General features: G+C 69.6%; 27 protein-coding genes. 14 read left to right on the top strand and 13 right to left on the bottom strand.

The features are described from left to right. Positions 1-36: 36 nt before the first annotated feature. Positions 37-945, bottom strand: coding sequence for a pyridoxal 5'-phosphate synthase lyase subunit PdxS (pdxS, locus tag ACTF4R_RS08595; RefSeq protein ID WP_440007423.1), 909 nt, complete (start codon positions 943-945; stop codon positions 37-39). A gap of 114 nt (positions 946-1,059) precedes the next feature. Between pdxS and ACTF4R_RS08590 the strand changes: the two genes are divergently transcribed. After that, entirely contained in the window at positions 1,060-1,257 is a 198-nt protein-coding gene (locus ACTF4R_RS08590) for an HVO_0649 family zinc finger protein (RefSeq protein ID WP_433623092.1), read from the top strand. 12 nt (positions 1,258-1,269) lie between these two features. Here ACTF4R_RS08590 and gpmI read toward each other — a convergent pair whose 3' ends face one another. After that, positions 1,270-2,787, bottom strand: a complete 1,518-nt coding sequence (gpmI, locus tag ACTF4R_RS08585; RefSeq protein ID WP_440007421.1) for a 2,3-bisphosphoglycerate-independent phosphoglycerate mutase — start codon at positions 2,785-2,787, stop codon at positions 1,270-1,272. 238 nt (positions 2,788-3,025) lie between these two features. On the opposite strand from gpmI, the gene ACTF4R_RS08580 reads away from it, so the two are divergent. The 4 genes from ACTF4R_RS08580 to ACTF4R_RS08565 all read left to right on the top strand — a co-directional run bounded on the left by ACTF4R_RS08580 (position 3,026) and on the right by ACTF4R_RS08565 (position 7,359). Beyond that, on the top strand, positions 3,026-3,616 hold the full coding sequence (locus ACTF4R_RS08580; RefSeq protein WP_113275110.1) for a DUF2150 family protein: 591 nt from the start codon (positions 3,026-3,028) through the stop codon (positions 3,614-3,616). 208 nt (positions 3,617-3,824) lie between these two features. Further along, positions 3,825-5,666: an Ig-like domain-containing protein gene (locus ACTF4R_RS08575; RefSeq protein WP_440007419.1), complete on the top strand. Its 1,842-nt coding sequence runs from the start codon at positions 3,825-3,827 to the stop codon at positions 5,664-5,666. A gap of 74 nt (positions 5,667-5,740) precedes the next feature. Beyond that, the gene (gene hmgB, locus ACTF4R_RS08570; RefSeq protein WP_440007417.1) at positions 5,741-7,078 is read left to right on the top strand and encodes a hydroxymethylglutaryl-CoA synthase; all 1,338 of its coding nucleotides are present in this window, start codon (positions 5,741-5,743) and stop codon (positions 7,076-7,078) included. Positions 7,079-7,140: 62 nt separating this feature from the next. Further along, a complete protein-coding gene (locus ACTF4R_RS08565; RefSeq protein ID WP_440007415.1) occupies positions 7,141-7,359 on the top strand; it encodes a zinc ribbon domain-containing protein in 219 nt (72 codons plus the stop codon). 7 nt (positions 7,360-7,366) lie between these two features. Here the strand turns inward: ACTF4R_RS08565 and ACTF4R_RS08560 are convergent, their stop codons facing one another. The 6 genes from ACTF4R_RS08560 to dapA are packed head-to-tail and all read right to left on the bottom strand — an operon-like array spanning position 7,367 to position 13,109. After that, a complete protein-coding gene (locus ACTF4R_RS08560) occupies positions 7,367-8,488 on the bottom strand; it encodes a M20 family metallopeptidase (protein WP_440007413.1) in 1,122 nt (373 codons plus the stop codon). After that, entirely contained in the window at positions 8,485-9,321 is an 837-nt protein-coding gene (gene dapF / locus ACTF4R_RS08555; RefSeq protein WP_440007412.1) for a diaminopimelate epimerase, read from the bottom strand. The genes ACTF4R_RS08560 and dapF overlap by 4 nt, the downstream gene beginning before the upstream one ends. After that, on the bottom strand, positions 9,318-10,601 hold the full coding sequence (lysA, locus tag ACTF4R_RS08550; protein ID WP_440007411.1) for a diaminopimelate decarboxylase: 1,284 nt from the start codon (positions 10,599-10,601) through the stop codon (positions 9,318-9,320). Before lysA ends, dapF begins: the two co-directional genes overlap by 4 nt. Then, positions 10,598-11,428 carry a 2,3,4,5-tetrahydropyridine-2,6-dicarboxylate N-succinyltransferase gene (locus ACTF4R_RS08545; protein WP_440007410.1) on the bottom strand — a complete coding sequence of 277 codons (831 nt, stop codon included), beginning with the start codon at positions 11,426-11,428 and terminating at the stop codon, positions 10,598-10,600. Before ACTF4R_RS08545 ends, lysA begins: the two co-directional genes overlap by 4 nt. Continuing rightward, the gene (dapB, locus tag ACTF4R_RS08540; protein WP_440007578.1) at positions 11,425-12,165 is read right to left on the bottom strand and encodes a 4-hydroxy-tetrahydrodipicolinate reductase; all 741 of its coding nucleotides are present in this window, start codon (positions 12,163-12,165) and stop codon (positions 11,425-11,427) included. Before dapB ends, ACTF4R_RS08545 begins: the two co-directional genes overlap by 4 nt. Positions 12,166-12,215: 50 nt before the next feature. Next, a complete protein-coding gene (dapA, locus tag ACTF4R_RS08535) occupies positions 12,216-13,109 on the bottom strand; it encodes a 4-hydroxy-tetrahydrodipicolinate synthase (RefSeq protein ID WP_440007409.1) in 894 nt (297 codons plus the stop codon). A gap of 348 nt (positions 13,110-13,457) precedes the next feature. On the opposite strand from dapA, the gene ACTF4R_RS08530 reads away from it, so the two are divergent. Together ACTF4R_RS08530 and ACTF4R_RS08525 are read left to right on the top strand one after the other, a co-directional pair. Continuing rightward, on the top strand, positions 13,458-14,099 hold the full coding sequence (locus ACTF4R_RS08530; RefSeq protein ID WP_440007408.1) for a metallophosphoesterase family protein: 642 nt from the start codon (positions 13,458-13,460) through the stop codon (positions 14,097-14,099). A 49-nt stretch (positions 14,100-14,148) separates the two neighbouring features. Further along, positions 14,149-14,646: a LabA-like NYN domain-containing protein gene (locus ACTF4R_RS08525; protein ID WP_113275098.1), complete on the top strand. Its 498-nt coding sequence runs from the start codon at positions 14,149-14,151 to the stop codon at positions 14,644-14,646. A gap of 13 nt (positions 14,647-14,659) precedes the next feature. On the opposite strand, the gene ACTF4R_RS08520 is transcribed toward ACTF4R_RS08525, so the two are convergent. Beyond that, entirely contained in the window at positions 14,660-14,836 is a 177-nt protein-coding gene (locus tag ACTF4R_RS08520; RefSeq protein ID WP_440007407.1) for a DUF8178 family membrane protein, read from the bottom strand. A 131-nt stretch (positions 14,837-14,967) separates the two neighbouring features. On the opposite strand from ACTF4R_RS08520, the gene ACTF4R_RS08515 reads away from it, so the two are divergent. From ACTF4R_RS08515 to ACTF4R_RS08500, 4 genes are all read left to right on the top strand, one after another. Further along, on the top strand, positions 14,968-15,438 hold the full coding sequence (locus tag ACTF4R_RS08515) for a PUA domain-containing protein (protein WP_440007406.1): 471 nt from the start codon (positions 14,968-14,970) through the stop codon (positions 15,436-15,438). 81 nt (positions 15,439-15,519) lie between these two features. Next, positions 15,520-15,918 (top strand): nascent polypeptide-associated complex protein, encoded by a 399-nt coding sequence (locus ACTF4R_RS08510; protein ID WP_440007405.1) that lies wholly within the window; start codon positions 15,520-15,522, stop codon positions 15,916-15,918. Then, the gene (locus ACTF4R_RS08505; protein WP_440007404.1) at positions 15,915-16,637 is read left to right on the top strand and encodes a methyltransferase domain-containing protein; all 723 of its coding nucleotides are present in this window, start codon (positions 15,915-15,917) and stop codon (positions 16,635-16,637) included. Before ACTF4R_RS08510 ends, ACTF4R_RS08505 begins: the two co-directional genes overlap by 4 nt. An 81-nt stretch (positions 16,638-16,718) precedes the next feature. Then, a complete protein-coding gene (locus ACTF4R_RS08500) occupies positions 16,719-17,306 on the top strand; it encodes a class I SAM-dependent methyltransferase (RefSeq protein ID WP_440007403.1) in 588 nt (195 codons plus the stop codon). Positions 17,307-17,475: 169 nt separating this feature from the next. Here the strand turns inward: ACTF4R_RS08500 and ACTF4R_RS08495 are convergent, their stop codons facing one another. Next, positions 17,476-17,790, bottom strand: a complete 315-nt coding sequence (locus ACTF4R_RS08495; RefSeq protein ID WP_113275093.1) for a transcription factor S — start codon at positions 17,788-17,790, stop codon at positions 17,476-17,478. Between the two features lie 103 nt (positions 17,791-17,893). Continuing rightward, positions 17,894-18,151, bottom strand: a complete 258-nt coding sequence (locus ACTF4R_RS08490; RefSeq protein ID WP_440007402.1) for a DUF5789 family protein — start codon at positions 18,149-18,151, stop codon at positions 17,894-17,896. Positions 18,152-18,407: 256 nt separating this feature from the next. On the opposite strand from ACTF4R_RS08490, the gene ACTF4R_RS08485 reads away from it, so the two are divergent. Together ACTF4R_RS08485 and ACTF4R_RS08480 are read left to right on the top strand one after the other, a co-directional pair. Continuing rightward, positions 18,408-19,769, top strand: a complete 1,362-nt coding sequence (locus ACTF4R_RS08485) for a nicotinate phosphoribosyltransferase (protein ID WP_440007401.1) — start codon at positions 18,408-18,410, stop codon at positions 19,767-19,769. Continuing rightward, positions 19,769-19,984 (top strand): hypothetical protein, encoded by a 216-nt coding sequence (locus ACTF4R_RS08480; RefSeq protein ID WP_440007400.1) that lies wholly within the window; start codon positions 19,769-19,771, stop codon positions 19,982-19,984. The genes ACTF4R_RS08485 and ACTF4R_RS08480 overlap by 1 nt, the downstream gene beginning before the upstream one ends. 1 nt (position 19,985) lies before the next feature. On the opposite strand, the gene ACTF4R_RS08475 is transcribed toward ACTF4R_RS08480, so the two are convergent. Beyond that, entirely contained in the window at positions 19,986-20,492 is a 507-nt protein-coding gene (locus tag ACTF4R_RS08475; protein WP_440007399.1) for a gamma carbonic anhydrase family protein, read from the bottom strand. 95 nt (positions 20,493-20,587) lie between these two features. On the opposite strand from ACTF4R_RS08475, the gene ACTF4R_RS08470 reads away from it, so the two are divergent. Beyond that, positions 20,588-21,676, top strand: a complete 1,089-nt coding sequence (locus tag ACTF4R_RS08470) for an aldo/keto reductase (protein WP_440007398.1) — start codon at positions 20,588-20,590, stop codon at positions 21,674-21,676. Here ACTF4R_RS08470 and ACTF4R_RS08465 read toward each other — a convergent pair whose 3' ends face one another. After that, complete coding sequence (locus ACTF4R_RS08465) at positions 21,677-21,844, bottom strand: HVO_0758 family zinc finger protein (RefSeq protein WP_440007397.1); 168 nt, start codon at positions 21,842-21,844, stop codon at positions 21,677-21,679. Between the last annotated feature and the right edge of the window lie 53 nt (positions 21,845-21,897).

Raw genomic sequence — 21,897 nt, 5'->3', positions numbered from 1 at the left:
CGTCCGCAGAAGAGGTTCGAGGATGCGGTTCGACGGTCAGTTCCCGCGGTCCTGGAGTTTCTCCTCCTCGGGCAGGTCGGCGTTCGCCTCGCCGCGCATGCCGGAGCCGACGTCCTTGCTGATGTCGGCGAGTCGCTCGGGGTCGTCCCAGTTGTTCGTGGCGGCGACGATGGCCTCGGCCATCGCCTCGGGGTCCTCGGCGCCGAAGATGCCGGAGCCGACGAAGATGCCGTCGCAGCCGTGGTGCATCATCAGCGCGGCGTCGGCCGGCGTGGCGATGCCGCCCGCGGCGAAGTTCACCACGGGGAGTCGACCCATCTCGGCAGTTTCGTGGACGAGGTCCGCCGGCGCCTCTATCTCGCGGGCGACGGCCTCGCGCTCCTCCTTGTTCTTGCCCTGGAGTTCGCGGATGGCGCCCTTGATGGTGCGCTGGTGGTGGACCGCCTGGTTCACGTCGCCCGTGCCGGCCTCGCCCTTGGTGCGGATCATCGCCGCGCCCTCCTCGATGCGCCGCAGAGCCTCGCCGAGGTTCCGCGCGCCGCAGACGAACGGCGCGGTGAACTCGCGCTTGTCGATGTGGTACGCGTCGTCCGCGGGCGTCAGCACTTCGGACTCGTCGATCATGTCCACGCCGACCGCCTCCAGAATCTGGGCCTCCTTCCGGTGACCGATGCGGGACTTGCCCATCACCGGAATCGACACCTCGTCGATGATGTCCTCGACGTCCGCGGGGTCGGCCATGCGGGCGACGCCGCCGCGCTTCCGGATGTCGGCCGGGACGGCCTCCAGGGCCATCACGGCGACCGCACCCGCGTCCTCGGCGATGCGCGCCTGCTCTCGGTTCACGACGTCCATGATGACGCCGCCTTTCTGCATCCGGGCGAACCCTCGCTTGACGAGTTCCGTGCCGCGCTTGAGTGATTCGACGTCGGTTTCGTCGGCCATACCGGCGCTACGGAGCCCGATACTTAAGACGTACCGATTACGGAACTCGGTACACCGCCCTTAAGGACATTAACGTTCGTTACAATTATGGGGTTGTATGATAGAGGATAGCACATGGCAACCAGGGAGGCACGTTCGCCCTTCGACCGACTCAGGAAGCACTACGAAGAGACGACGCTCCGCTGCCCGGAGTGTGGCTACGTGGACGACGACGGCGAGTGGCGCGTCACCGCCCGCGGCGGGCAGGTGAACTACCAGCACATCTGCCCGCGCTGTGACGCCATCGACACGCGCGTTCTGAAGTACGGCTGAGCGTCCGTCCCGCTACTCCAGTAGCGACTCGCCGGTCATCGCCGCAGGCCGGTCGACGCCGATGACCGACAGCAGCGTCGGCGCGAGGTCGCAGAGCGACCCGCCGTTCCGGACGGTTCTCCCGCCACTGTTGCCCTCCGGCGTCAGGTAGACGAACGGAACGAGGTTGTACGTGTGCGCCGTGTGAGGGTTCTCCAGTGTTCCCATGTCGTCGGCGTTGCCGTGGTCGGCGGTGACGAAGAAGTGCGCGCCGCGGGCCGTCAGGGCCTCCACCAGCCGACCCAGCTGCTCGTCGACCGCCTCGACCGCCGCGACGGCGGCGTCGAAGTCGCCGGTGTGTCCGACCATGTCCGGGTTCGCGTAGTTCAGCACCATCACGTCCGGGTCGTCGCTCTCGACGACCTCGATGGCGGTGTCGGTCACTTCGGGCGCGCTCATCTCGGGTTGCTGGTCGTAGGTCGGCACGTCCGGGCTCGGGATTATCTCCCGCCGCTCGCCCTCGAACTCCGTCTCGCGCCCGCCGTTGAGGAAGTAGGTGACGTGGGCGTACTTCTCCGACTCCGCGATGCGCAACTGGGTGAGTCCAGCCCCGGCGAGCACCTCGCCCAGCGTGTCCTCGGGCTGGTGCGGCGGGAACGCGACCGGGAGGCCGAACTCCGCGTCGTACTGGGTCATCGTCGTCAGTTCGATGTCCGGCGGCGAAGTCTCGAACGCCCAGACGGGGTCGATGTCGGCGAGCATCCGGGTCAGCTGGCGGGCGCGGTCCGCGCGGAAGTTGAAGAAGACGACCGCGTCCCCGTCGTCAAGCGCGGGACCGCCCCCCACGAGCGTCGGCTCGACGAACTCGTCCGTGTCGCCGCGCTCGTAGGACTGCCGGACCGCCTCGACCGCCGACCCGGCCACGTGGTCCGCCTCGCGGTTCACGATGGCGTCGTAGGCGCGTCGCGTGCGCTCCCAGTTCTGGTCGCGGTCCATCGCGTGGTAGCGCCCGGAGACGGTCGCCACGTCGCCCGTTCCCTGCTGGTCGACGACGCGCTGGAGGCTGTCGAGGAACCCCTCGCCGCTCTTCGGGGCCGTGTCTCGTCCGTCCGTGAACGCGTGCGTGACCGCGTCGACGCCGCGGTCGGCCGCGAGTTCGATCAGCGCGTAGAGGTGGTGCTGGTCGGAGTGGACGCCGCCCTCGCTCACGAGTCCCGTGAAGTGGACGCAACCGTCGTGGTCTCTGGCGTACTCGAACGCCGCGTCGATGGCGTCGTTCTCCCCGAGTTCGCCCGCCGCGATGGCGTCGCTGATGCGCGTGTACTCCTGTTTGACCACCCGTCCCGCGCCGATGTTGAGGTGACCGACCTCGCTGTTGCCCATCTGGCCCTCCGGGAGACCGACCCGGCGACCGGTCACGTTCAGTTCGCCGTACGCGCCCGCGTCTGCGTAGCGGTCGAAGTTCGGCGTGTCGGCCGCTTCGACCGCGTTCCTGCCGCCGTCCTCGCTTCCCAATCCCCAGCCGTCGAGCACTACGAGTGCCGCTCTCATGGGCGAGTCGTCGTCGCCTCGCGGTAACTAAGCTTCGTTTGCGGACACGCTTCCCCGGCGACTGGCGTTCCGGTCGGCGAACGTTCTGCCGGTTCAATACTTAAAACCCTGCTGGTAGCTCACGAGAGCCTCTACCGATACGTCGCACTCTCGCCGTCTCTACCCCCGATTTTCCGCTATTTCGCCCCGTCGGAGCAGCCTCGCAGGATTTATGAATCGCGCTACGCACCAAAGAGGTATGAGCGCACCGCCGGAGGAGTTCTACTCCGAGGAACGCTGGCAGAACTGGCTGGACCGCATCCGGGACGAGGAGATCGACCCCGAGGACGAGGACTCCGCGCGCCTCCTGCTCAACCTCCAGGACGACGTCGCCATCGCCGTCGCCAAGATCGTCACCGCGTACGACGACGACGAGATCGGCGAGGAGGAAGCCCTCGAAGAACTCGCCGACATCCGCGAGACGGTGCTCGGCGAGGTGGCGTTCGAGGACGAGGAGAAGGCGATGCTCATCGACGGCGTCCAGACGAGCCTCGTCTGCGTGTTCTACGCCGCCGAGGAGTACCTCGCCGGCGGCCCCGCCGAGGAAGCGGCCGTCGAGGAGTACGTCGTCGAGGCGTCGAAGGCCGAGGAGGCCGACGACCTCGACTCCGCGCTCGGCCTCGTCGCCGCGGCAGGTACCCGAATCATCGACGGCGAGGAACTCGACATCGCCGTCACCGAGGACATCGAGTACGGCCTCGTCACTGAGTGGGTCAACGGTCTCGACAGCCTCCAGAGCGCGATGAGCGACCCCGAGGTCGTCGAAGAGGAAGACGAAGCGGACGACTGAGCGGAGACGCCCGGGACGTCCGGCCAGTACGCCGCCAGAGATCTCCCGACGCGCCGTCCGGACCTTTCTCGACCGCGCTACCCCACGTCCGCCGCGAGCGACGGCGCCGGCGGACGGTCGTCGCCGCGACCGACCCCGGTCAGCGAACGGGAACGTACCAGGAGAGCGAGTGGTAGGTTTTTTGTCCCCTCGTCGTTCTCTCAGATGCATGACGTTCCGGGACGACGACCGCGCCGTGACGGTGCAGGTCGGCACGGTGCTGCTGTTCGCCTCCCTCGTCGTGGCGATGTCGCTCTACCAGGCGACCGTCGTCCCGAACCAGAACCACGGCGTCGAGTTCCGCCACAACCAGGAGGTGAAAGGCGAACTGCTCGACCTGCGCAACGCCGTCGTCCGGACGGGCGCGACGGGGACCGGCCAGCCCGTGTCGGTGACCCTCGGCACCCGCTACCCCCGGCGAACCTTCTTCGTCAATCCGCCGCCGACCTCCGGAATGCTGCGGACGACGCCGGCTCGACCCGTCACGGTCAGCAACGCCACCGCTCTGTCGAACGAGACCGCGGACTACTGGAACGGAACGAACCGGTCGTTTCTCACCCGGGGCCTCCTCTTCGAGCCGAACTATCACGAATACGGCGACGCACCGGTCACGGCGTACGAGAACACGGTCGTGTACGACCGGTTCGACTCGGCCACCGTCACCGCCACCGACCAGTCGCTCGTGCAGGGCCGCCGGATAACGCTCCTCGCGCTGAACGGCTCGCTGTCGCGCTCCGAGACCGGGACCGTAAGCCTCGACCCCCACGCCGTCAGTCCGTCGACGACGGTCACGCGGACGGTGAGCGTGCAGGCGACCGAGGGTGAGAATCTCACCGTCAGGGTTCCGACCAGCCTGAGCGAGTCGAAGTGGAAGGAACTGCTGGAAGACCAGCGGACGACCAACGGCGGCTACGTGGAGGACGTCAGCGTCGACGGCGGCGTGCTGACGCTGACGCTCCAGGGCGCGCGCGGCGACGCGGTGACCTACGACCTCCGGATGGCGAAGGTGAGCGTCGGCAACACGGACGCCGAGACGAAGGCAACGTACGTCACGGACGTTCGCGGCGGCGGGAGCGTCAGAGCCGGGGAGAGCACGACGCTCGTCGCCGAGGTCCGCGACCGGTTCAACAATCCCGTCAGCGGCGTCCAGGTGAACGTGAGCGGCGCGCCCGGAGGGACGATTCGACCCGCGGGAGCCTCGACGACGGACGAGAGCGGCCGCGCGGAGTTCGTCTACACCGGCCGGAAGCAGGGTGACCACGAGGTGACGCTGAGCGTCCGCGGTGGGGGCCGCGACTACGAGAACGCGACGTTCGACGTGTCGGTCGAGTCGAACGGGCGGGGCAACGGAGGCGACGGTTCGTCGTCGAACCCCGAGGTGTCGTTCCGAGTGGACGACCTCTCGCACACGAACGAGGACAGTGTGAACTACGTCGCCTCCTACGACGTCTCGAATACGAACGAGTCGTTCGAGCGCGTCAGCGTAGTGTACGACAATCCGAATCGAGGCCCAAGTGCAACCGGCGTAAAGAACGCAACCGAGGCGCGCGGAAGCCAGCAGTATCAACTCGATTACGGTGCGGACGAACAGTGGCAGATGACGGTCCGGGTCATCTACAGTCGGCCGGACGGTACCGAATACGTTGCAGCGAAACGAACCATCGAGGACCAGGCTGACAGTCTGAATCCGTCCGGGAACGAAGACCTGAGTCGGGCGAGTAGCCCGACCATCGCTAGCCATAGTGTCCAGGACAAGTCGAACGACGGACAGGGGCCACGGTTTAGGGTCGACTATCAACTGTCGAGCGACACCGACTTCCAGCGAATCGAGGCCGCGGCCATCGGCCAGAACGGTGGCGGCGCAACGTACAACGCCTCGACTCGAATGGATGGGAAGTTCGAGCTACAACCGGGATACGGCGTCGGCAAAACGTTCACCATCAAACTTCTCGTCTACGACGGCGACGGTGCGGTGGTCGCCGTCGTCGAGCAGTCGGAGCGGGCGGGCTGACTCGTAGTGTCGACAACCGTCGATAGTTCTATCGACAGTCCCTTATAGGACGTTGACGCTAATTGCGTGCAAGAATGACCGCCGTCGGCATCGACGCCATGGAGATATGGACAGGCAAGCTGAAACTCGACCTCGCCGAGACGTTCGCGGCGGAGAAGGGCGAGGACCCCGAGAAGTACACGAAGGGACTCGGACTGTTCGCCAGTTCGTTCCCGGACGCCCACGAGGACATCGTGACGATGGGCGCGAACGCGGCCCACCGGCTGATGGAGCGCAAGGGGCTGACGCCGGCCGACATCGGTCGCATCGACGTGGCCACCGAGTCGGCGTTCGACAACTCCAAGCCCGTCTCGACGTACATCGCGGGCTGTCTCGAACAGGTGTACGAGGAGGACTTCCACCACGCCAACAAGGGCGAGCGCAAGTTCGCCTGCATCGCCGGCACGCAGAGCCTGGACGACGCGTACAACTGGATTCGGGCGGGTCGGAACCGCGGTCGGTCGGCGCTGGTCGTCGCCACCGACACCGCGCTGTACGCTCGCGGCGACCCCGGCGAGGCGACCCAGGGCGCCGGCGCGGTCGCGATGCTCGTCACCGAGGACCCCGACCTCGTCGAACTGTCGACCGAGCAAGGCTACGGCAGCGCCGACGAGACGGACTTCCTGAAGCCCAACCAGCAGTTCCCCAGCGTCGACGGCAAGCGCTCGATGCAGGTGTACCTCGCCCGGATGCGCGAGGCGCTGGAGGACTTCGAGAGCGTCGCCGGCGACACGCACCCCGACGACTTCGCCTTCATCCCCTACCACACGCCGTTCCCCGGCATGGTCCGGAAGGCCGGCCTGCTCGGCTACCGCCACATGATTCGCGGCACCGAAGTGGAGGACGAACTCGCGGACGAGATCGGACGCCAGCCACGCGAGGAGGAGTTCGACGACCGGGAATCCTACGAGGAGGCCATCCGGGGGTACATGGACGACCTCAAGTCGACCGACCAGTACCGGGAGTGGTACGCCGAGGTCGTCGAGCCGACCCTCTCTATCTCCCGCGAGGTCGGCAACTGGTACACCGGGTCGGTCCACATCGCCCGCGCCGCCGCGCTCCAGTACGCCGCCGAGGAGGACCGCGACGTGACCGGCGACCGACTGCTCGTCGGCTCCTACGGCTCCGGCGCGCAGGCCGAGATTCACGCCGAGACGATTCAGGAGGGCTGGCGCGAGGAGGTCGACGCCCTGAACGTCGACGAACAGATCCGGAACCGCTACGACATCTCCTTCGAGGAGTACGAGCAGGTCCACGACCGCCACAACCACGACAAGTCCGTCGAACTGGCGGCGTTCACGGAGCCCGACGGCGAGTTCGTCTTCGCCGGCCGCGGAGCGATGGACGAGCGAACGTACGACTACGTGGAGTAGTCCGGAACGCTGCCCGCTCTCGGCCCAAAGTATTTATTCTCTGACACCGCAGTCGCGGCCGTATGAACCCTGACTCCCCCGACGACAGCGGCTGCCCGAAGTGCGGGCACGCCAGCGCCTCCACGGACACCATCTCCACGACCGGCGGCGGTCTGAGCAAGATGTTCGACATCCAGACCAAGAAGTTCACCGTCGTCTCCTGCGACAACTGCGGGTACTCGGAGCTGTACCGCGACGTGCGGAATCGCGGCGGCGACGTGGTCGACGTCTTCTTCGGCTGACCCGGAGCTAGCCGACGAACGTCCGGAGTACGTCCGCGACGACGTCGCCGGCCCGACGGACCTCGTCGACGGGCACGTACTCCCGCGGCGCGTGAGCGACCGCGCCGTCGTCGTCGGCGAGCACTCCCGGCCCGAACACGACGGTCGGCGCGACCTGCGCGAAGTACGACGCCTCCGTCGCCGCGCCGAACGGTCGCACCTCGCCGGCGCCGGCCTCGCGGAACGCCTCGACGACCCGCGCGTCCGCGGGCGTGTCGAACGCTTCGAGGAACGGCGTCTCGCGCTCGGCCAGCGACACGTCCACGTCGACGTCTCCGGGCGCGGCGGCCCGGAGGTGGTCCGCGAGCGCGTCCCTGAACCCGGTGGCGGTCTCCGGCGGGACGCTCCGGCGGTCCACGACGAACGACGCCTCGGCGGGCACCTGGTTCGTCGCCGCGCCTCCCTCGACCGTCGTCGGCGTCAGCGTGGCCGCGCCGAGGTCGGGATGGGGGTCGGGAGCAGCCGGTCGGTCGGCGAACGATTCGAGCGCGTCCAGCACCGGCGCGAGTCCGGCCACGGCGTTGACGCCCGCCTCGGGACTGGCGGCGTGTGCGTTCGCGCCCCGGAGCGTCACCGTCGCCTGGAACCGTCCCCGCGCGGCGTTGCAGATATCCAGGCCGGTCGGCTCGCCGACGACGACCGCGTCGGGGGGACGCGACGTCGCCTCCTCGTCCGGTCCGCGCCCGAGACGGCCGAGGTCGAGCGCCGCCGCACCGCGCGAGGACGTCTCCTCGTCCGGCGTGACGGCCAGCGACACGCGCCCGCGGTCGGGGGTCACCCGGAAGAACGCGGTCAGCAGCGCCGCCAGCGGTCCTTTCGCGTCGCAGGAGCCGCGTCCCTCGATGCGGTCGCCCTCCCGGGCGAAGGGAACGTGCGGCGGGACGGTGTCGACGTGCGTGTTCAGGACGACGTGCGGCCCCTCCCGGTCGGCCTCGCGCGTCGCGAGGACGTTCCCGGCGTCGTCGACGTCGGCCGGGACGCCGGCGGATTCGAGCGTCTCGACGAGCAGCGACCGCATCTCGGTCACGTCCTCGTGGGAGGGCGTCCGGACGGCGCGTTCGAGGAACTCGACGGGGTCGAACGCCGTCATGCCGTCGAGTCGCGTCGCCGGGGTGCCGGCGGGTCTATCTCGCCCTCGAACTCCCGTTCGACGGGACCCGAGAGGGTCGCGCGACCACCCTCGAACGTGACCCGGAGGTCGCCGCCCGGCGGCGAGACGGCCACGCTGTCGTCGTCGACCAGGCCGAGACGGCGGGCGACGGCCGCGATGGCGACCGCACCGGTGCCACAGGAGTCGGTCTCGCCCTCGACGCCGCGCTCGAAGGTCCGCTGGTCGAATCCCGACGCGGTCCGCGACGCGAACGTCACGTTCGCGCCGTCCGGGAAGCGGTCGTGGTTCCGGATGGCGGGCGCGTCGCGTTCGACGGGCACGTCGGCCACGTCGTCGACGAACGCGACGGCGTGGGGAACACCGGTGTTCACGGCGGTCACGGCGTAGTCGCCGACCTGTTCCTCGACCAGCGGCGCGTCCCCCGCGAGGGGAACGTCGCCGGGGGCGAACGACGGCGCGCCCATCTCGACGGCAACGCCGTCGTCCCGGATCGTCGCCGACCGCGTCCCGGCCAGCGTGTCGATCATCACCGCGTCGGCGTTCGCGCGCCGGGCGGCCCAGTGGGCGGCACAGCGCGCGCCGTTGCCGCACATCGCGGCCGTGCTCCCGTCGGGTTGCACGAGCGTCATGATGACCCGGGGCGGACGGTAGGCGCCTTCGAGCGCCAGGAAGAGGACGCCGTCGGCCCCGATGCCGCGCTGGCGGTCGCAGACCTCGCGGGCGAACGCGCCGCGGTCGGGGACCGGGAGCGACGCGTCCACGACGACGAAGTCGTTGCCGGTGCCGTGGTACTTCTCGAACTCGAGGCTCACAGCCAGTTCACCTCCCGCTCGCCGGCGACCACGTCGGCGGTCGTCTCGCGCTCCCGGGCGACGGCCGAGCGGTCGCCGTCGACGACGACCGTCGCGGGCCGGGGCCGGGAGTTGTACTGGCTGGCCATCTCGTAGCCGTAGGCCCCGGCGTTGCCGACGGCGAGCACGTCGCCGCGTTCAGGGTCGGCCAGCGCGTGCTCGCCGAAGGTGTCCGCGCTCTCGCAGATGGGTCCGGTGACGGTCGCCTCGACGCGGCCGTCCGCGCTCCCGCCGCCGAGGGTCCGGACCTCGTGGCGGGCGTCGTACAGCGCCGGACGCGCGAGCGTCGTCATCCCGGCGTCGACGCCGACGACGGTCGTCTCCGGCGTCTCCTTGACGGTGTTCACCCGAGCGAGGAGCACGCCGGCGTCGGCCACGAGGTAGCGACCCGGTTCGACGACGAGGTCGGCGTCGACGGCCCCGAGCGCCTCGCGCGTCGCGTCGGCGACGGCCGCCAGGTCGAGCGGCGGGTCGTCGGGGGCGTAGGGGACGCCGAACCCGCCGCCCACGTCGACGAACTCCAGGTCGACCGGCGCGTCCCGGGCGAGGTCGCCCATCCGGGCGACGAGTTCGCGGTGGGCCGAGAGGTCGTCGCCGGAGATGCCGCTGCCGGCGTGGGCGTGGACGCCGACCACGTCGAAGGTCTCCGCCGCGTCCGCGAGCAGGTCGGCCGCGCGCTCGACGGGGACGCCGAACTTCGCGTCCGCGCCGGTGCGGACCTTCTCGTGGTGGCCCGCGCCGACGCCCGGGTTGACACGCAGACAGAGCCGGCCGTCGTACCCGCGTTCGGCGAGGCGGTCGAGCGTGTCCTCCGCGCCCGCGGTTATCGTCAGTTCGGGGTGCTCCGCGGCGAGTTCGACGGCGCGGTCGAGGTCGCCGGCGGGCGGGTTGACGGCGGTGTAGTGGACGCGCTCGCCGGGAAAGCCAGCGTCGAGCGCGCGTTCGAGTTCGCCCGCCGAGGCGCACTCGACACCGGCGCCTTCCGCTTCGAGCGTCCGCAGGACCGGGCGGGCGGTGTTGGCCTTCGCGGCGTAGTGGACCGCCGCGTCCGGGAACGCCGCCGCGAACCGCCGGTAGTTCCGCCGCACGCGGTCGAGGTCGAGGACGTACAGCGGCGTGCCGTGCTCGTCGGCGAGGCCGGCGAGGGCGGCGTCGTCCCAGTCGGCGAGGCGTCGTACCGGCGGGTTCTCGGCGTCCGTGGAGCGCGCACTCGCGCCCGCGGCGTCGCCGGTCGCGTTCATCGCAGGGCCTCCTCGCGCTCGACTTCCGCGAGCGTGTCCTCCTGCACGTCGAGCGCGACGACCGCGGGCTTGTACGCGCCGCCGTCGAACAGGTCGTGGTCGCTCACGCCCGACTCGACGAACCGGGTGAACGCCCGGCGGTTCGGCGGGAGGTGACCGTAGACGACCTCCTCCTCGACGAGGTCGTAGATGGGAATCCGCGGCGTCAGCAGCGTGTTCTCGCCGACCACGCTTCCCTCGCCGACGACGAAGCCGGAGGTGACCCGACAGCCCGCACCCAGGGACACGTCGTCTTCGACGACGACCGGGGCGCTCTCGACCGGTTCGAGGACGCCACCCACGAGCGCGTTCGCGCCCAGCTTGACGTTCGAGCCGATCTGGGCGCAGGAGCCGACGGTGTCACAGGAGTCGACGAGCGTGCCGTCGCCGACGTACGCGCCGACGTTGACGAAGCTCGGGCTCATCACGATGCAGTCGCTGCCGACGTGGGCACCGCGCCGGAGGACGGTCCCGTCCGGCGTGTTGCGGGTGTTCCGTCCCGGCAGGTCGTCGGTCCGGCGCAGCGGGAGCACGTCGTGGTAGGTGACGCCGCCGTACTCCCGCGGGCGGGTCTCCCGGAGGCCGAAGGTCAGCAGGACGGCCTGCTTGACCCACTCGTTGGCCTCCCACTCTCCGTTGCGCTTCTCGGCGGCGCGGACCTCGCCGGATTCGAGCGCGTCGAGGACGGCGTCGAGCGTGACGTAGGCGTCCTCGGTCGCGCTGTCGGCGTCCAGGTCGCCGTCGTCGTAGCGCCGCCAGAGCTCCTGTACGTCGCTCTCGAGGCTCATACGCCGACCACCTCCGAGAACTCGTACCGGCCGGGATCGCGCCCGGCCAGCCAGTCCGCCGCGTCGAGCGCGCCCTCGGCGAACACCGCCCGGCTCCCCGCGCGGTGGGCGAGCCTGAGTTCCTCGTCGCCGCCGGCCAGGAGGACCTCGTGCTCGCCGCGGACGCCCCCGGCCCGGCGCGCGTGGACGCCTATCTCTCCCGGCTCGCGGGGGGCGTCGCCCTCGCGGCCGTGGACGCGTCGACCGTCGCCGTCCCGCGTCGACTCGATGCGGTCGACGACGGTCTTGGCGGTGCCGCTCGGCGCGTCGCGCTTGCCGTTGTGGTGGGTCTCGGTCACCTCAACGTCGTACTCCGGGAGGTCGCCGACGGCGGCCTCGATGGCGTCTAACAGCGCCTGGACGCCGCGCGAGAAGTTGCTCGCCCGCAGGACGGGAACGTGGTCGCTCGCGGCGTCGAGGGCGGACTCCCCCCGGTCGTCGAACCCCGTCGTGCCGACGACGCAGGCGACGCCCGCTTCCGCACAGACCGCCACGTAGTTCTGGCTGCTCGACGGGCCGGAGAAGTCGACGAGCGCGTCGGGGTCGCGTTCGCGGAGTACGCGGCCGAACTCCCGGGCCGGTTCGATGGGGACCCGGGGGTCGGCGTCGCTCGCGTCCGCCTCCGGGTCGCGGTTCACGCCCGCGACGACGTCGACGTCCTCGCGGTCGCTCGCGGCGTCCAGGACGGCGCGTCCCATCCGTCCCGTCGCGCCCGTGACGACGATTCGCGTCGGGGAAGCGTCGTCGCTCACGCCGATACCTCCGTTCGGTCGAGTTCGTCGAGTATGGCGGCCAGGTCGTCCCGGTGTTCGTCCGACAGCGGGGAGAGGGGCGAGCGCAGTTCGCCCGGGCCGTACCCGCGGAGTTCCATCGCGGCCTTCACCGGAATCGGGTTCGTCTCGACGAACAGTTCGCGGAACAGCGGTCCGAGTTCGCGGTGCAGTTCGCGCGCGCTCTCGAAGTCGCCAGAGAGCGCGTGCTCGACCATCGCGCAGGTGCGTTCCGGTACGACGTTCGCCGCGACGCTGATGGCGCCCGTCGCGCCGACGGCGAGCATCGGGAGGGTGAGCGCGTCGTCGCCCGAGAGGACGGCGAACTCCTCGTCGGTCGTCCGCTCTACGACCTCGCCGATTCGACCGAGGTCGCCGCTGGCGGCCTTGTAGCCGACGACGTTCTCGTGGCTCGCCAGCGAGACGGCCGTCTCCACGTCGACGTTCCGCCCCGTGCGCGAGGGGACGTTGTAGAGTATCTGCGGGAGGTCGACCTCGTCCGCGACGGCGCGGTAGTGGGCCTCCATCCCGTCCGGTTCGGGCTTGTTGTAGTACGGCGAGATGAGCAGCAGGGCGTCGGCCCCGGCGTCGGCCGAGCGCTGCGCGAGTTCGAGCGCCTCGCGGGTCGCGTTGCTGCCGGCCCCGGCGACGACCGGGACGTCCACGACGTCGACGACGGCCTCGACGACCCGGACGTGTTCGTCGTGGCTCAGGGTCGCGCTCTCGCCGGTCGAGCCGACGGGCACGAGGCCGTCGACGCCGGCCGCTTCGAGGCGGCGGGCGTCGTCGCGAAGCTGTTCGTAGTCGATACTACCGTCACGGAAGGGTGTCGTCATCGCGGGGTAGACCCCACGGAGTGGTTCGTTCGTCATCGTTCGATTTGAGGGGAAACGGTCGTCGCGCGGTGCAGAACGAGAACGGCCCGAGACGGGGACGCTACTCCCGCCGCGAACCTCAGGGCGCGCGTTTTGTCCGTTTCCCGACCGCGCTGTGGCTCTCCGCGAACGCGTCCGCGGCAGTGGCCACAGCAGGGTGCATGTTGGACTGGCACGCACCGAGCGACTTAGCTCTTGCGTCGCTGGCAGGATTTGGCTCGGACGACCGTCGCGGACCGCACCGGTCGGTGACACCGCCGTCCCCGTCCGTCGGGCACCGGCGACCGCGGTCTCGAATCCGGCGAATCGGCGGTCTTATCACGCCGTCGTGACTACGTGAAGTCGATGCTCGTCCTCGGTGACGCTCACGCCGACGACCCCGAAAACCGTCGCGCGCTGCTCGCCGCCTACCGCCAGGCGGACGCGGACGTCGCTCTCCAGCTCGGCGACCTGCTGCACTACGACCTCCCGATTCCGACGTGGTTCATCGCGGGCAACAACGAGGACTTCGACGTCGTCGCCGCACTCCGGAACGGCCTCGTCACCAACTCTCGCGTCGACAACGCTCACCTGCTGGCCAGCACCGCGGTCGACCTCCAGGGTATCCGGGTCGCCGGCCTCTCGGGCAACTTCGCTCCCACGAAGTACGACCGGCCCCGCGCGAACCTGGTCGGCGAACGCCGCCGTCACTTCACTCACGAGGACGTCCAGGCGGCGATGGACCTGACCGACGTCGACGTCCTGTTGACGCACGAGGCTCCCCACGGGCTCCCCGTCGCCGAGGAGTACGACGTGGGCTGCTCGCACGTCGACGACCTGCTGAACGCGCTCGACCCCGAACTCTGTCTGGTCGGCCACCACCACGAGCACGCCGAGACGACGTTCGGCGACACGCGCGTCGTCAGCATCGCACCGGCGTGGGAGCGATACTACTCGCTCGACCCCGACACGCTCGCGCTCTCGTGGTCGGACACTCCAGGGTCCTGACGGGTTGCGAGTGCGAATCCATTTACGCGAGTAGTTATCACACCAACTCATGACCGAGATTCATCCGAACCAGCGGGTGACGGTGCTGGCCGACGCTCAGAACCTCTATCACACGGCACAGAGCGTCTACAGCCGGAACATCGACTACTCGTCGCTCCTGAAGAAGGCCACGCAGGACCGCGAACTCACCCGGGCCATCGCCTACGTCATCCAGGCCGACAGCCCCGACGAGGAGAGCTTCTTCGACGCGCTCACCGACATCGGCTTCGAGACCAAGATCAAGGAGCTGAAAACGTTCGGCGACGGGACGAAGAAGGCGGACTGGGACGTCGGCATGTGCATCGACGCCGTCACGCTCGCGTCGCGGGCCGACACCATCGTCCTCTGCACCGGCGACGGCGACTTCGCACGACTCGTCACCCACCTGCGTCACGAGGGCGTCCGCGTCGAAGTGATGGGGTTCCAGGAGTCGTCGGCCGACGAACTGGTCGCTGCCTGCGACGAGTTCATCGACCTCAGCGAGCGCACCGAGACGTTCCTGCTGTAGCGACCGCCCCGTCCTACACCGGCCGGCCGTCTTCCGAGGTGCCGAACGCGAGGGCACCGCCGGCGAGCGCCAGCGTGGCGGCACCGGCGAGCACGTTCGTTACCAGTCCGCTCCCCATCGACGTGACGAGGAATATCATGACCGACCCGGCGATGAGCAGGGCGATTCCGACCATCTCTTTGGAGTTCATACCCCCGCTTGGACCCGAGGGCTAATAAATCGCTCCACACCCGCCATACACCAACATGGTATAGCATAGCAATGAGGGGTCGCCGTTCGAGAACGCGAAGGTTTTCACGCGCTGGCACCGAATCCCCGGCGATGACCGACGCCGACGACCTCGCCGACCTCCGGGTGACCGCGGACTACCAGTTCGGTGCCGGTGCGGGCGACGCGCTGTTCCCGCCGGACGACGACCTCTCCGTCCGGCGCTCATCGTCCGGTCGGCCGAGCCAGGTGCTCGCGGAGGCGGGCCGGCTCGTGACCTACACGACGGACGGCCGGTTCACCCTCGGCGTCGCCGGCGGCCGCCGGCTCGCGGACGCCTTCGAATCGCCCGCCTGCCGGGTCGTCGTCGGCGACGAGAGCGAACCGTTCGTCCGCGACGGCAAGAACGTCTTCGCCAAGTTCGTCGCGGACGTGGACCCCGACGTGCGCCCGGACGACGAGGTGCTGGTGGTCCACGAGCGCGGCGACCTGCTCGCCGTCGGTCGGGCCGAACTCGGCGCCGACGCCATGCTGGACTTCGAGACGGGGATGGCGGTGAAAGTGCGCGACGGCGCGGAGGAGTGACGCTCGCTCTCCCGGCGCGTTCCGGCCCGCTGGCGACCCGCGTCCGCCACGCTTATCTCTCCTCGTTCCGACGGTTCCCGTATGTTCGGAGGAGGCGGCGGGGGCATGAATCCCCGCAAGATGAAACAGATGATGAAGCAGATGGGCATCGACGTCGACGAGGTCGACGCCGAGGAGGTCGTCATCCGGACGGCCGACGGCGAAGAACTCGTCTTCGACGCGCCCGACGTAACCCGGATGGACGCCCGCGGTCAGCAGACCTACCAGATAGTCGGCGACGCCGAGGCGCGCGAGGCGTCGGCGGACGAGAGCGCCGGTGCCATCGAGGAGAGCGAGGAGAGCGACGACTCGGCGAGCGAGATTCCCGACGCCGACGTGGAGATCGTCGCCCAGCGCGCCGGAGCGAGCGAGGACGAGGCGCGCGAGGCCCTCGAAGCGGAAGGCGGCGACCTGGCCGCGGCGGTCGAGCGTCTCGAGTGACGGTCCTTCTCGTCCACGGCGACCGGGAGTACCTGCGCGAGCCGGGCGAAGAGCTCCAGACCGACCTCGGCGTCCTCGACGTGCCGGAGGACGTCGAACCGGGTGACACGCTCGAAACCCATCTCGGCGAGGCGTTCACCGTCCGGCGGCTCCGCGGTCCGGACCTCTTCCATCACTTCGAGCGCACCGGCGCGCCGATGATGCCCCGCGACGTGGGTCTCATCGTCGGCGAGACGGGTGTCGCGGCCGGCGACCGCGTGCTCGACGCCGGCACCGGGACCGGCGTGCTCGCGGCCTACCTCGGTCGCATCGGCGCGGACGTGGTCACCTACGAGCAGGACGCCGAGTTCGCCGACGTGGCGCGCGACAACGTCGCGATGGCGAACGTCGCCGACGCCGTCGACGTGCGGAGCGGCGACGTGACCGAGCACTTCGACGACCTCTCGGGGTTCGACGTGCTCACGCTCGACACGCAGGACGCCCCCGCGGCGGTCGAGCGCGCGCCGGACCTGCTCGCCGACGGCGGGTCGCTCGGCGTCTACTCGCCGTTCGTCGAGGACGCCCGCGCGGTCGCCGAGGCGGCCCGCGAGGCCGACCTGGCGAACGTGCGCACCAAGGAGACCATCCAGCGCGAGATGGACTTCGACGACCGCGGCACGCGCCCCTCGACCGCTGGCGTCGGCCACACCGGTTACCTGACGTTCGCCCGGAAGGTGTAGCGCGCGAGCGTCCACCGTCGCGTCGACCACGTTCTCCTGCAGGAAGTAACGCTCAACTGTTCGTACGACCAAGCGCGAGCCATGGCGGAGTTTCGGAACACCGGACAACCGGACTGGGACTGGTGGGAGACGCTGTGGCCCGACCCGGAGGGCGTCCTCCGGAACCTGGGCCTCGAACCGGACGACAGGGTCGCCGAGGTCGGCTGCGGCGACGGCTACTTCGCGCTCCCGGCCGCCGAGACGGCCGAGGAAGTGTACGCGGTCGACCTGGACGAGGAGTTGCTCGCGGACCTCCGGTCGGCCGCCGAACGACGCGGCGTCGCGGCCGATGTCGCGACGATACCGGGCGACGCGGACGACCTTCCGGACCTGCTTCCCCGCCCGGCGACGTTCGCGCTGCTGGCGAACGTGTTACACGGTGTCCCGGAGCCGGCGTCGTTCCTGGACACCGTCGCGGAGTCGCTGACCGACCGGGGCCGCGTCGGGGTCGTCAACTGGCGCGACCGTCCGCGCGAGGAGACGACCGTCGACGGCGAGCCGCGGGGGCCGCCCGCCGACCTCCGGATGCCCCCGACGGCGACCGAGCGAGCGCTCGCCGACGCCGGCTACGAGGTGGCGACCGTCGTCGACCTGCCGCCGTACCACTACGGCGTCGTCGCCGAGCGGTAGTCCGTCGGTACCGCTACAAACCGCCGGGAGCGACGCGAGGCGCGCTACGAGTGCCGCGGAGCGCGAACTGCGTCGCCGCGAGCGGCGCTCTCGCTCGCGGGAAACTCGACCGAAAACGCACCCGCGGGCGAGAGGCCCGAAGACACCCGACGAAGTAAGAAGGTCGAAGTCAGTGGTCGTCTTCGCGCCACTTGTGCTCGCACTCGGTACAGACGAAGAATCGCGTCTCGCTCTCGTCGGCGGCGCGAATCTGCTGCATGTACCAGTACGCGCGGTCGTTGCCGCACTCGGGACACTGGACCTCGGTGGTCGGCAGGCCGCTGTCCTCGCCGTCGCCCGTCTCGATGACTTCGCTGGCCTCCTGGTCCTGGGTCAGTACGTACTGCGCCTCGGGGTCTTTCGGCTTCTCGTAGCCGCAGCTCCCACAGACCCAGAGTCCGTCGTCGGCTTTCATCATGGAACCGCACTCGTCACAGAACTCCATCGTTGCCCCGGTCTAACTCCGCCGAGCATTTAAGAGGCGTGTTTCGTCCGACGCGGCGGAACGAGGCGACGTCCGGCGCGGCGACCGCTCGCGTCTCCGCCCGTTATCCCTCGCCCTCGGACTGGTACGGTTCGCCGACCGCCTCGCGCGGGAGCGTGTTGTTGATCTCGTTCGCCAGGTCGTCCATCGAGTCGAACTCGTCTTCGTTGGCCCGAGAGACGAGGTCGCCGAGGTTGCGTTCGCCGTCGGCGAGCTCCACGGTCACGTCGTCGAGTTCTCGCACCGCCTCGTCCTGACTCAACGGGTAGGACAGCTCTCCGAGCACGGTGTCGACGTGGCTCAGTTTGACAGTTCGTGCCATCGACTAGCGTACGCCGGGCGTCTCCTTAGCTGTTGTCGCGGCGCCTCATCGAACGCGGTCGAAGACGGTTCCCTCGCAGTTGCGGCACGTCCGGCGGTTGCGCCAGTAGGTCTTCCCGCAGCCCTGTCATCGCCACGTCTGCCGCAGGAAGTCGGGTGCGAGCTTCTCGACGAGTTTCATACCGGCGATACGGTCCGGGCGAAGGAACGACGTTCGCCCCGCACACTTTAGCCGTCCGCCGTCGTTCTCCGGGAGCATGACCGACGCCGAGTTCGGCTACGTCACGCCCGAGACGCTCCCGCTGTTCACCGACCTCTACGAGCTGACGATGCTGCAGGGGTACCACGCGTCGGACCACGAACCGCGGGCGACGTTCAGCCTCTTCTTCCGGGACCTGCCGCCGGACAGGGGGTACGTCCTCGCGGCCGGACTGGAGCAGGCGGTCCGGTACGTCGAGACGCTGACGTTCGGCGACCGCGCGCTCGACTACCTCGCCGAACGCGGGTTCGAGGACGACTTCCTCGACCGCCTCGCCGACTTCGAGTTCACGGGGGAGTTGCGTGCGCTCCCGGAGGGGACGCCCGTCTTCCCGGACGAACCGCTGCTGGAAGTGACCGCGCCCATCTTCGAGGCCCAGCTGTTCGAGACGCTGCTCATCAACCAGGTCGGCTTCCAGAGCCTCGTCGCGACGAAGGCCGCGCGGATGGCCGAGGCGGTCGACCGGCACGGCGACGACCAGTCGCTCGTCGACTTCGGCTCGCGGCGCGCTCACGGCACCGACGCCGGAGTGAAGGCCGCGCGAGCGGCCTACGTCGGCGGATTCGACGGCACCTCGAACGTCGCGGCGGGCGAGGTGTTCGACCTGCCCGTCTACGGAACGATGGCCCACTCGTGGATCCAGAGCTTCCCCGACGAGCGCTCGTCGTTCGCGGCCTTCGTCGAGCAGTACGGCGACGACTCCGTCCTGCTGGTCGACACCTACGACACCGTGGCGGGCGCGAAGGTGGCGATGGAGGTGGCCGACGAGTACGACGCCGACGTCGGCGTGCGCCTCGACTCGGGCGACCTCGTCGCGCTCTCGAAGGAAGTCGAGGAGGTGGTCGGCGACGCTCCCATCTTCGTCTCCTCCGGGATGGACGAGTACGAGATAGCGGACTTCCTGCAGGACGACGGCGTCGCGAGCGGCTTCGGTCCCGGCACCGCCCTGACGACGAGCGAGGACGCGCCGTCGATGGACGCCGTCTACAAACTCGTCGCGGTCGAGCGCGACGGGGAGATGCGACCGAGCATGAAACTCTCCGCGGGGAAGGTGACCTACCCGAGCGCGAAGAGCGTCCGTCGCGTCGAGGGCGAGGACGGGTACGAGCGCGACGTGGTGGGGCTCCGCGAGGAGGCCGACGAACTGCCGGGCGAGGAGCAGCTGGTGACGGTGTTCGAGGACGGCGAGCGCGTCCGCGACCTGCCGGGGCTGGACGCCCTCCGGGACCGGGCGCGCGAGCGACGCCGGAAACTGCCGGCGGGCTGTCGGGACCTCCGCGACCCCGACGGGTATCCGGTCGAGGTCGGCGACGAACTGCGGGCGCGAACCGACGACCTCGCCGCCGAACTACGCGAGTGATGGCCGGGGAACGGCGCCAATCCGGAACGGGGGAGCGTCTCGCGGGACTGGTCATCTGGTTGCTCGCGGTCGCCGCCACCGCGGTCACGCTCGACCTGCTGGGACTGCTCGCGGTGCCGGTCGGAACCGCTACCTGGCTGCTCGTGCTCGGTGGCGTGCTCACCGTCCTCGTCGAGTCGTTCCTCCGGTACTTCTCGGTCGGTCGGCTGTTCTGACCTACTCGAACAGCTCCCCGTGACGTCGCGAGAGGTCGGTGTACGCCCCGGAGGAGTACGTCTCGAAGGTCTCCTCGGGGTCGACCGTCGTCTCCTCCAGCGGCGTCACGCGGGCGGGCACGCCGCGCGCGAACGACTCCGGCGGTATCTCGTACCCCGCCGGGACGACGGTGCCCGCGGCGACGATGCTGCGCTCGCCGACCGTCACGTCGGAGACGGTCGCGCCGAACCCGACGAGCGCGCCGTCTTCGACCGCGGCGTCGTTGCACACCGCACCGTGGCCGACCATCACGCGGTCGCCGACGTCGCTGGCGTGCAGGACGGCGTTGTCGCCGACGTGCGCCTCCGCGCCGACCCGGACCGGGGCGACGTCCCCCCGGAGCACCGCCCCGGGCCAGACGCTGGCGTCGGCCCCGACCGTCACGTCGCCGACCAGGGTCGCGTCGCGGGCGATGCGGGCACTCTCGTCGACGTCGGGGTCGCTCCCCTCGAAACCGTAGGTCGTCATGACGCGTACCGTCACGACGTCCAGCGCCGTGTAGGTTTCCCCGACTGCGACGCCGACACCGCGCGCTTATCCGGGAGACGCACGAAGCGGGAGTCATGGCGACAGAGGAGGGCACCTTCGAGTACAAGGCGACGTTCGGCGACGAGTTCGGACGGACCTACTTCCGGCGGTGCGACGACCTGGCGGTCTCCAGCGTCGGCCTCGGAACGTACCTCGGCGAGCCGACGGACGAGGTGGACGACGATTACCGCGAGGCCATCACGACGGCGCTGGAGAGCGGCGTCAACGTCGTCGACACGGCCATCAACTACCGTTGCCAGCGCAGCGAGCGCGTCGTCGGCGAGGCGGTAGACGACGCAGACGTGGACCGGGACGCGGTGTTCGTCGCCACGAAGGGCGGCTTCCTCCCGTTCGACGGCGAGCGCCCGGAGGACCCCGGCGAGTACGTCCGCGAGGAGTTCGTCGAGCCCGGGCTCGTGGACCGCGACGACCTTGCCCGCGGCAGCCACTGCATCGCGCCGGAGTTCCTCGACGCGCAACTGGACCGGTCGCTGGAGAACCTCGGACTCGACGGCGTCGACCTGTACTACGTCCACAACCCCGAGACCCAGCTACAGGTTCGGTCCCGCGAGGCGGTGTACGACCAGTTAGAGGACGCGTTCACGCGACTCGAAGAGCGCGCGGCGGCGGGCGACCTCGACCGCTACGGCGTGGCGACCTGGACCGCGTTCCGCGTTCCGGAGGGCCACGACGACTACCTCTCGCTCCGGGAGGTGGCCTCGCGCGCACGCAAGGCGGCCAAGCGCGCCGAGAACACGGCGACCCACTTCCGGGCCGTCCAGTTGCCGTTCAACGTCCACATGGCCGACGCGTTCACCGTCGAGTCACAGGAGGGGCCGGAGGGCGACCAGAGCGCGCTGTGGTTCGCTCACGAAGCGGGCCTGAACGTGTTCACCAGCGCCAGCATCGGTCAGGGTGAACTCGCGAAGGGACTGCCCGAGGACGTGGCCGAGCGCCTGGCCGGCGACACGGCGGCCCAGCGCGCCATCAACTTCGCGCGGAGCGCGCCGGGGGTCACCTCGTCGCTGGTCGGCGCGAGCGACGTCGAGCACGTCCGGGAGAACGTCGGTGCCGGGCGGTTCGAGCCGATGGGCGCGAACGCCTTCGACGCCGTCTTCGAGTGATTACAGCTCCTTCCACTCGCCGTCGCACTCGGGACAGTACTTCACGGTGAACACCTCGTCCGGGTCGTTGCGCGTCTTCAGCGACTCCGCACACGACGTACAGGCCAGCCGCCCGTAGGTGTCTTTCTCTACCGCGCCCTCGCGTAGTGCGCTCCGGACAGAGTTCATAATCGTGTCATTCACTCTCGTATGACAAAAAATCATCGGGCAACCACAGCGTC

The sequence above is a fragment of the Halomicrococcus pelagicus genome (assembly GCF_051917725.1).
Classification (GTDB): Archaea; Halobacteriota; Halobacteria; order Halobacteriales; family Haladaptataceae; genus Halomicrococcus.
Note: the sequence above shows the minus strand (reverse complement) of the source record. Positions and strands in the feature narration are given on the sequence as shown.